Below are 8,145 nucleotides of genomic sequence, written 5' to 3'. Positions count from 1 at the left end.
GTCTTAGTTAGGCGGGTTTGCTTGGAGTCTGTCAGGCAGACTCACAGGATGTCGCCCGCGATGCTGTCGGCGACCCGCGCCGCCGCCTCGTGCATGGAGTCCCGCGCCAGGAATGGAGCAAGGCTTCGGATGGCTTCAACGAGTCCTGGTACCGGGTTGCCGCGGCCAAGGCGCTCGTGTTCAAGGCGACCGAACGGATCGTCTCGAACCAGCCTTGGTATCAAGGCGGATACCGCGCCAACATCGTCGCATATGCAATCGCCAAGACCGCACACGACGTAAATGCACGGGGCCGTGCGGTCGACTTCCAGAGGATCTGGCGCCATCAGGCGCTCGATCCCGCGATGGAGGAAGCGTTGGCGACTGCGTCCGAAGCAGTGCACGAAATTCTGATAAATCCGCCGGCAGGGATCAGCAACGTGACGGAGTGGGCAAAGCAGCAGGCGTGCTGGGGACGGGCATGCGACGTGGTTCTCAGGTGGCCGTCGGCGTTCCTGAAGGACCTCATTTCAGCTGAAGAACTTCGAGACGAGGAGCGATATGCCCGGCGCGCTCAGCGGGAACTCAACGGCATCGAGGCACAGATCGCTGTCGTGCAGGCGGGTCCGGAGTTCTGGGCGGATGTGCTTGAATGGGGCACCCAGCGGAAACTGCTGACTGTGACAGAGGAGGGTGTGCTTCGAAAGGCGGCGAATCGTACTGGGACGCCCCCTAGCGACAAGCAATCGTCCAAGGTAATCGACGTGTTCCACAAACTGAGGTCGGAAGGATACACGGGAGAGCTTTCCCTCGGTACGTGAGTAACCACCTAAGAGGTGCAGCATAACTGGCTGACTTTCGTGGCAGTGAGCCCGTGTTGAGAAAGGAGTTTGTCCCTAGCGGAGATTGTGATAGACGGGGCTTGGTCGTCACCGCTTCGGAAGCCCTAGTTGTGCATAAGGGCGAGGATTGGTCCTGTGTGGTGCCTAGCGATTTCAATATCGCGTCGGGTGACGTGACAAAATCGAGGTGTTGGGACTGGCATGGGCGGACGAAATCAATGGGTGCGAGCGGGAATCAGAGACAGAGGAGGTCGGAATGGCCCAACAGAGAGCTACGGGAGGCACCAGCAATAGAGGCAGCGACACGAGTGGCAGCGATTTCGAGCAGCGGATTACCCGTCTAGAGGCAGAGGTCGGGCATCGTGCGACAAAGGAAGATATTCAACGGTTGAAGGTCTGGATTCTGGGCGGGGCACTGACCGGGATAATTTCGCTAGTAGTTGTTCTTGTGAGGGTTTTCTGGAACCCTGCGTGATTCATGGTCCTTTTGTACAACAGGGTGTTTACCCGATCGTTCGCCACAGCTGGTCGGCCCCCACAAGGCGGTGAACGGCAAACCTCGGTCCTGCCCTAGACGGGTGATTTCCCGGTCGTCGAAAGAGGCTCGGATCAAGCGCACCGACCGGGGCATGTACCATGTACCAGAAGAGTTGACGGCGGAGAACTGGACAGGCGGACAGGCGCGCGCTGATGGACGCCTCTATTGTATTCAAGCCGCTTCCGATTCGCTTACGGTCATGGTGGTCACTTAACGAAAGCCAAAGAAAGCATAGTAAAATCAGGTGGTTAACTGCTTCTGGTAAGGCCGGCTTTCATTTGTGTCGATGAGATAGCTCATAGCTCGACACGGCGCGGGCCGGTTCGTGGACGGTCGAAATCGCTGTCTTCGCCCACATCGGGCATGGCCAGCAAGTGCTCGATGAAATTCGCCGGCTCCTCGGACAGCGAGCCTCGGACTTCGCGCATTCCCTTCTCGGAAAGCTCCCAGTGCCCCTTGGGTGAATCGTCCCGGATGTACCCGTCCTTCTTCAAACCGCTTCTGGCCCAGCAGGCGGCGTTCCACCATCTCGGATCACCGGTCGATACGGGCTTGTAGTCGCCGGGCCGCAATCGGGGTTCAAGCCGTTCCTTGAGGATTGGACGCAATTCGCCTACCGGCGCCCCGCCACCCAACTCATACAGCACCTCCATCAGCGGTCGCCGGAACTCCTTCTCGGGCAGCTTGTCTCCGGCCCTCCCGCGAGAAGGCCGCCGGACAGGTTCGGACTTCGTTGGGCCTGGGACACTACGCGGTCCCCGCAAGGTCTGTTCCGCGGCATCGAGTACCTTTACGAAGGCCGACTCCGTTGTGTCTTCCAGCGGTTCGGCCCACTTCTTGAGCCGCTCCATCGTTTCGTTCGAGATACGAATAACAGGCATTCAGCACCTCCATTTGTTACCTTGTAACAATATAACGAATGCCGCCGCGTGACAAGCATGGCGTAGGCTAGCTCGTACCCCCTGAAGGATCAGTCGAAGTGGTGCAGGGCCGGAAGTCGCCCGACACGATATCACTCGTCTCGAATTCGTTTAGGGTCTTCAAAGGCTTCCACGCCGCCAGCGTCCTGGGTCGACCGGTCCTTAGTCAAAGCACTCCAGCCCGGCGGCGGCCACTCCCACTCGGGCGATGTCCTCGTCTTCGTCCGACGTGCCGCCGCTGACGCCCACGGCTCCCACCACGTCGTCGCCGTCGCGGATCAGGAGACCGCCGGCGGCGGGGACGACCTTGCCGTCAGCCAGTGCGGTAAGGGCGGCGAGGAAGGTCGGGCGCTCGTTGAGGCGGTCGGCGATGGAGCGGCTGGAGCCGCCCATGCCCAGGGAGCCCCAGGCCTTGCCGATGGCGATCTGCGGGCGCAGGATGCTGGCGCCGTCCTCGCGCTTGAAGGCCTTGAGATGGCCGCCGTCGTCAAGCACGGCCACGGCCATGGGCCGGAGTTCCAGCCGGCGAGCTTCGGCCAGGGTTTCGTCGACGATGATGCCCGCCTTTTCAAGGCTCAGTCTTGAGCTGCCTCGTGCCAAGAGTCACCTCCTCTTCCTTCGCTTGCTTCTCTTCCGCCTCTCGGGGGTCTGCCGCTTTCACGGCCGCCCGGTTCTCCACCTGCAGCGGCAGCTGTCCCTGCTTGGTCTCACCCCAGTAGACGGTGCGGTGCGGGAACGGTATCTCGATGCCGCGCTCGTCAAACGCCTTCTTCAGACGACGGTTGTACTCGCGGCCGATGCGCCATTGCTGGCTCGGCCGGGTCTTGAGGCGCCCGCGTACGATTACGGCGGAATCCTCGAACCGGTCCACGCCCATGATCTCGATGGGCTCCAGCATATCCCGGCGGAACTGTGTGTCCTGGCGCATGGACTCATCCACTTCCTTCATCACCGCCACCACCTCGTCGGTATCCTCACGGTACCCAACCCCCACGTCCAGGAGGTAGCGGGAGAAGTCCTTGGTCATGTTCTCGACGTGCTCGATGGTGCTGTTGGGCACGAAGTGCACGTTGCCGCCCAGGTCGCGGATGCGCACGGAGCGTAGCGTGACCTTCTCCACCACGCCCGTGACCCCGCCCACGTCCACCACGTCGCCGGCGCCCACGCTTCCTTCCGTGAGGATGAACAGGCCGTTGATGATGTCCTTGATGAGCGACTGGGCGGCGAAGCCCACGGCCAGACCGAAGATGCCGACGCCCGCGAGGAGCGGCCCGGTCTCGACACCCACGAGTTGCAGGATGAGCAGCGCGCCAACGAGCACCACCAGCAGCTTGACCGACGTCTGCGCCAGCGGCCCGAGGGTCTGGAGCTTGCGTCCGGCTTCCCGGCTGCCTACCCGGTCCAGGACCCGGGGACGCAGCAGGGACAGCACGGCGGCGTTGCTCAGCCTGACGAGCGCGATTCCCAAGACGATCACAAGCGCGATCAAGGCGGCCCGCGCCAGCATCGTCTCGCCCGCCGGCGTGCCCAGGAATTCCAGCACGGAGAAGCCCCATACTTCGAGCAGCGCCACCGCGCCCAGGATGGCGAGCGGCAGGTCCACGAGCACCCGCAACGGGCCGCCGTCGGCCGCGCCGCCCTCCGGGTCCGAGCCCACCCGTCCGGCAATGACACCCCTCCACAAGGCGCGCACCGCGCCCTTGAGATAAAACGAGAGGATGCACACGGCCAGCGCCAGCAACCCGGACCCCATGATCCTCTGCCACAGGAACTGCGAAGCGTATTGGTAGCCCAGCAGGTTCAAGGCAATGGTGGCGCCCAAGACCGTGACGGCAAGGAGATGGACCAAGGGCCAGACCGACCACAAGAACCCGTCATGCGCGCGGCTTGGCCCGAGAACCGCCCGCATCAAGGCGCGTCGCCGGCTGAATCCCACCGCCGCCAGCAAGAGCACCAGGAGGGCGAAGGCGATCATGAGAAGTCGCGCCAAGGCCAGACTCGCGGCCACGTCGTCCCCTGGGGAGTTCAACAGCACGTACCGCGGTATCAGCAGCACCAACGCCGCCACGCACCCCGCCGCCAAGCTTCCCCGAAGCACGCCGCCGGCCTCCAAAGTCAACCCCCAGCGCCGCTCGCCGTGTCCGCCCGCACCAAAGACCGCCGCGCCGAACAGCGCGATCCAGAGAACCAGCGCGGTGAGCTGCAACGCCTCTACAACCACCGGCCCGAGGGAATCGCTCTCGGACAGGCCGAACTGCGGCAGCGCCAACGTGACCAGCACGATGTAGACCGGCCAAACCGCGGTCAGGAGCGCCAGCAGCAGCGCCCCGCGATAGGCGGGCGCGTCGCTCCCCCGCGCCCTGTGGTCGGCCAACCGGCCCCGCAGGAACCGTCGGGTCCTCAGCGCAAGCCACGGCACGAGGCCGAAGACCAGCACGGCCGCGGCCCACGGCCACCATGATGTCGAGAAACGGCCTTGGGCCATCCGCCGTTCCAGTTGGAACAGCCCGTAGACGCGCGCGGACAGCGCGACGGCGCCGTCGACGGCCTGCCCGAGAAACGCCCAGTTGGGCGGCAACAGGCCCAAGGGCTCCCGGTTGCGCAGCCACAGCATCCTGTCCAGGACCAAGGTGTAGAGGCTCTCGAGCTCGTCTTCGCGCTCGCGCTTGAGGTCCGCTAGGCGGGTGGCGTACTCCGCCAGGGCATCCAGCACCCGCTCCTGGGCCTGGAGTGCGCCCTTGCGCTCCCCGAGTATCCTGTCCAGTTCGGCGCTCTCACGCGCGGACGGTTTCTCGGCGGCGAGGGCGCGGGCGTAGTCCCGTGCGTCGGCGTCCACGCGGAACAGCAGCGTACCCAGCTCGAACAGCGCCTGCCTGTGCTCCCGGAGCCGCCGGCGCAACGACTCCTCGTCGGTGGACCCTGCGGCGTTGCGTTGTCTCCGATGGCGGAACCGCTCGAGCTCCACCTTTATGTGGCGCGCCACCCAGTCGCCCGCGCCGTACCGTTCCACCAGGTCCACGAGCCGCCCCTTGTTGCGCATGTCCTGGGCGGTGAGGCGCTCCTGCTCTGTAAGCTCGGCCCGCAGATTGTCCAGCTCCCGGCGAAAGGCAAGCGTCTTCTTCTGGATCCTCAACACCCCAAGCTCGATGGTGCTGAGGAGGCTCTCGACCCGCGACCGGCTTGCCGTGAGGCGCCGCTCGATGAAGCCGAGGCGGTCATCCACCATGGCCTCGTCGAGATCGATGTTCACCACGGCTGTCGGGGCCGTTGCGGTCGTCGGAGGGGATGCCGGGGCCTCCGGCGGCGGGGTCGCCGGCGGGAGCTCGGCGGAAAGGGTGGCTGGTGGGAGCTCGGCGGAAGGGGTCGCCGCCCCGGGGGGTTCGGCTTCGGGGAGCGTCTGGCTCGGGGCCGGCGGCGCGACAAGTCCCGTCGCGGCCATGGCCGCGCACGCGATCAGGAACCGGGGAAGAAACCCCGCGGACGGAAACCTCTTGCTCATGCCGATTCTCTCAGAGGGTTCGATGAACAGGTTTCAAGAGACCGCCCCCAAGGCTCCTACCGCGGCATCCCTTGATCTGCTACCTAACTTCTTACTGTACCACTTGCCCCCGATTCAAGATGACATCACGCGCCAACGCCCTGCTGCTGGGCACCGCCCTGCTGGTTACGTTCACCACCGGCACCGCCAGCCGCATCTTCGCCATCTCGCTGCCGTCCATCGCCACGGGCCTGCACACCGACATGATCGGCATATCCTGGGCGTTCATATCCTACCAGCTCGCCACCGCGGCCCTGTCGCTGGTGTTCGGGCGCGTAGGCGACGTGTACGGACGCCTGAGCGTCTACATCTGGGGGATCGTGCTGTTCACGGCAAGCTCGTTCTTTTGCGGGGTTGCCGGGGACATCGCCCAGCTCATCGTCTATCGCGCGCTCCAGGGCATCGGAGCCGCCATGATTCAGGCACAGGGACGCGCCCTGGCCATGGATGCGTCCTCGGAGGAGACCCGGGGCCGCGCCCAGGGCCTCATGACGACAGCGCACCACGGCGGCTTTCTGCTCGGTCCGGGACTCGGCGGGTTCATCATCCAGTACGTCCACTGGCGCGCCGCCTTCTTCTTTCTCGTGCCCCTGGGCGTCGCCGCTGCCGCCCTGGGCCTCGCGTACCGGCGGCGGCGGGACAATCCCGACGCGGGCGCGCCGCCCGCCGCGCGCCCCGCCATCGACTATCTCGGCGCCGTCCTCCTGGTGGGCATGACCCTGGCGCTCATGGGCATCCTCGACCGTCAGTTCATGGAGTGGCTCACCCCGGCGTGGCGCGTCGCCGCGGTCGCGGGCTTCGCCGCATTCGGCGCGGGCTTCCTGTGGCGCGAGAACCGCGCCCCGAGCCCCATCCTGAGCCTGGCGTTGTTCCGCATCCGCATGTTCGCCTTCAGCACGGTGACGCTGCTGCTGGTCTCCGTCGTCATGACCCTCACCGTCTACCTGCTGCCGTTCTACCTGCAGGACGTGCTGCGGCTGAGCCCGTCGTTCATGGGCATCCTGTTCCTCAGCGCGCCGGTCTTCGCCACCACGCTGTCGCCCGTGGGCGGCGTCATCTCCGACAAGGTCGGGCCGCGCATCCCCGCCACCGCCGGGGCCGTGCTCTTCGCGCTGTCCTGCGTGCTGGGAGTGTACTTCGAGCCGGATTCACACTGGGTGCTGCCGACCCTGGTGCTGGCGCTGGGGGGACTGGGCACCGCCCTCTTCTTCCCCGCCAACCACACGGCGCTGATCGCCTCCGTGCCCCTGGAGCACCGGGGCGTGGCCACCGGCACCCTCTACACCATGTTCGGGCTGGGAAACGTGTTCGGGATCACGGTGGGCAACTTCCTCATGACCCTGGCCTTCCGCATGCACTCGGGCATCGCCGATGCGCTGCCCGCGGCCGAGGACACGGCCCACTTTACGGCCGCACTCCAGGACACGTTCCTCGTCGCCACGGGCATCGGCCTCGTGGGGGTGGCGTGCTCGGTGCTGCGGGGCGGCAGCGGCCGCCGTCCCGCCTGACAAGAACCCGCCTAGAGCAATCGCTGCGGCAGGTTGACGAAGGTGCTCATCTCGTGCGGCAAGGCGGCGGGGGGCGCCTTGCACACGTGGGCGGGGCCGATCTGGTCGATCTTGGTGACGCCCAGGAGGCCCATGGCGATGATGATCTCGTTCTCCAGGAGTTGCAGCGCGCGCACCAGCCCCTCGTGCTCCCCCGCCCCCAAGGCCCAGCCCTGGAGCTTGCCGATGGTGACGGCCTTGGCGCCCAGGGCCACCGCCTTGAGCACGTCCGTGCCCCGCAGGAAGCCGCCGTCGATGACGATCTCGGCCTTGCCGCCCACCGCCTGGACGATCTCGGGGAGCGTGTCCATGGTCCCCTGCCCGTGGTCGAGCTGGCGCCCGCCGTGGTTGGAGACGTAGATGACGTCCACGCCATGCTCCACGGCCATGGCGGCGTCCTCGGCCGTGGCCACGCCCTTCAGGATGAACGGCATCCCGCCGATCTCCTTGATGGCGTCCATGGTCTCCCAGGTGAGCTTGGCCTGCCACAGACGGTCCTGGGTGGCGCGCTCCCTGCGCTTGCTCGGCGGCAGCCAGCGGTTCATCAACTGCCGCTCCCGGTTGCTGTAGTGGGCCGAATCCACGGTCAGGCACAGAGCCTTGTAGCCCGACTGCTTGACCCGGTTCAGTATCCCTTCAACCCAGTCCAAGCCGCCGCGAATGTAGAGCTGGAAGATCTTGTCCGACGGAGTCGCGGCCGCCGTCTCTTCCAGCTCGGGCTGGGTCACGGAGCTTACGAAGTTGACGGTGCCGAACTCGTTGGCGGCCTTGGCGGCGGCCA

6 protein-coding genes are annotated in these 8,145 nt (G+C 65.7%); 2 read left to right on the top strand and 4 right to left on the bottom strand.

What is annotated here, in order from left to right:
- Positions 1-17: 17 nt before the first annotated feature.
- Positions 18-800: an AIPR family protein gene (locus OXU42_09405; GenBank protein MDE0029600.1), complete on the top strand. Its 783-nt coding sequence runs from the start codon at positions 18-20 to the stop codon at positions 798-800.
- An 855-nt stretch (positions 801-1,655) separates the two neighbouring features.
- Here the strand turns inward: OXU42_09405 and OXU42_09400 are convergent.
- From OXU42_09400 to OXU42_09390, 3 genes are all read right to left on the bottom strand, one after another.
- Positions 1,656-2,210: a hypothetical protein gene (locus OXU42_09400; protein ID MDE0029599.1), complete on the bottom strand. Its 555-nt coding sequence runs from the start codon at positions 2,208-2,210 to the stop codon at positions 1,656-1,658.
- Positions 2,211-2,441: 231 nt separating this feature from the next.
- Complete coding sequence (locus tag OXU42_09395) at positions 2,442-2,837, bottom strand: heme-binding protein (GenBank protein MDE0029598.1); 396 nt, start codon at positions 2,835-2,837, stop codon at positions 2,442-2,444.
- Positions 2,838-2,847: 10 nt separating this feature from the next.
- Positions 2,848-5,529, bottom strand: a complete 2,682-nt coding sequence (locus tag OXU42_09390; protein MDE0029597.1) for a mechanosensitive ion channel — start codon at positions 5,527-5,529, stop codon at positions 2,848-2,850.
- Positions 5,530-5,897: 368 nt separating this feature from the next.
- Between OXU42_09390 and OXU42_09385 the strand changes: the two genes are divergently transcribed.
- Positions 5,898-7,325 carry an MFS transporter gene (locus OXU42_09385; protein ID MDE0029596.1) on the top strand — a complete coding sequence of 476 codons (1,428 nt, stop codon included), beginning with the start codon at positions 5,898-5,900 and terminating at the stop codon, positions 7,323-7,325.
- 11 nt (positions 7,326-7,336) lie between these two features.
- On the opposite strand, the gene OXU42_09380 is transcribed toward OXU42_09385, so the two are convergent.
- A partial coding sequence (locus tag OXU42_09380) for an alpha-hydroxy acid oxidase (GenBank protein ID MDE0029595.1) occupies positions 7,337-8,145 on the bottom strand: 809 nt, incomplete at its 5' end.

It is taken from the genome of Deltaproteobacteria bacterium, from assembly GCA_028818775.1.
In the GTDB taxonomy this organism is placed as follows: Bacteria; Desulfobacterota; Binatia; order UBA9968; family JAJDTQ01; genus JAJDTQ01.
This window is presented reverse-complemented; position numbering and strand designations above follow the sequence as displayed.

What these genes read in the sequence shown, in the direction of transcription:
- OXU42_09400 (MDE0029599.1), bottom strand. Translation starts at nt 2,210, where the DNA reads ATGGAGCGGCTCAAGAAGTGGGCCGAACCGCTGGAAGACACAACGGAG.
- OXU42_09385 (MDE0029596.1), top strand. Translation starts at nt 5,898, where the DNA reads ATGACATCACGCGCCAACGCCCTGCTGCTGGGCACCGCCCTGCTGGTT.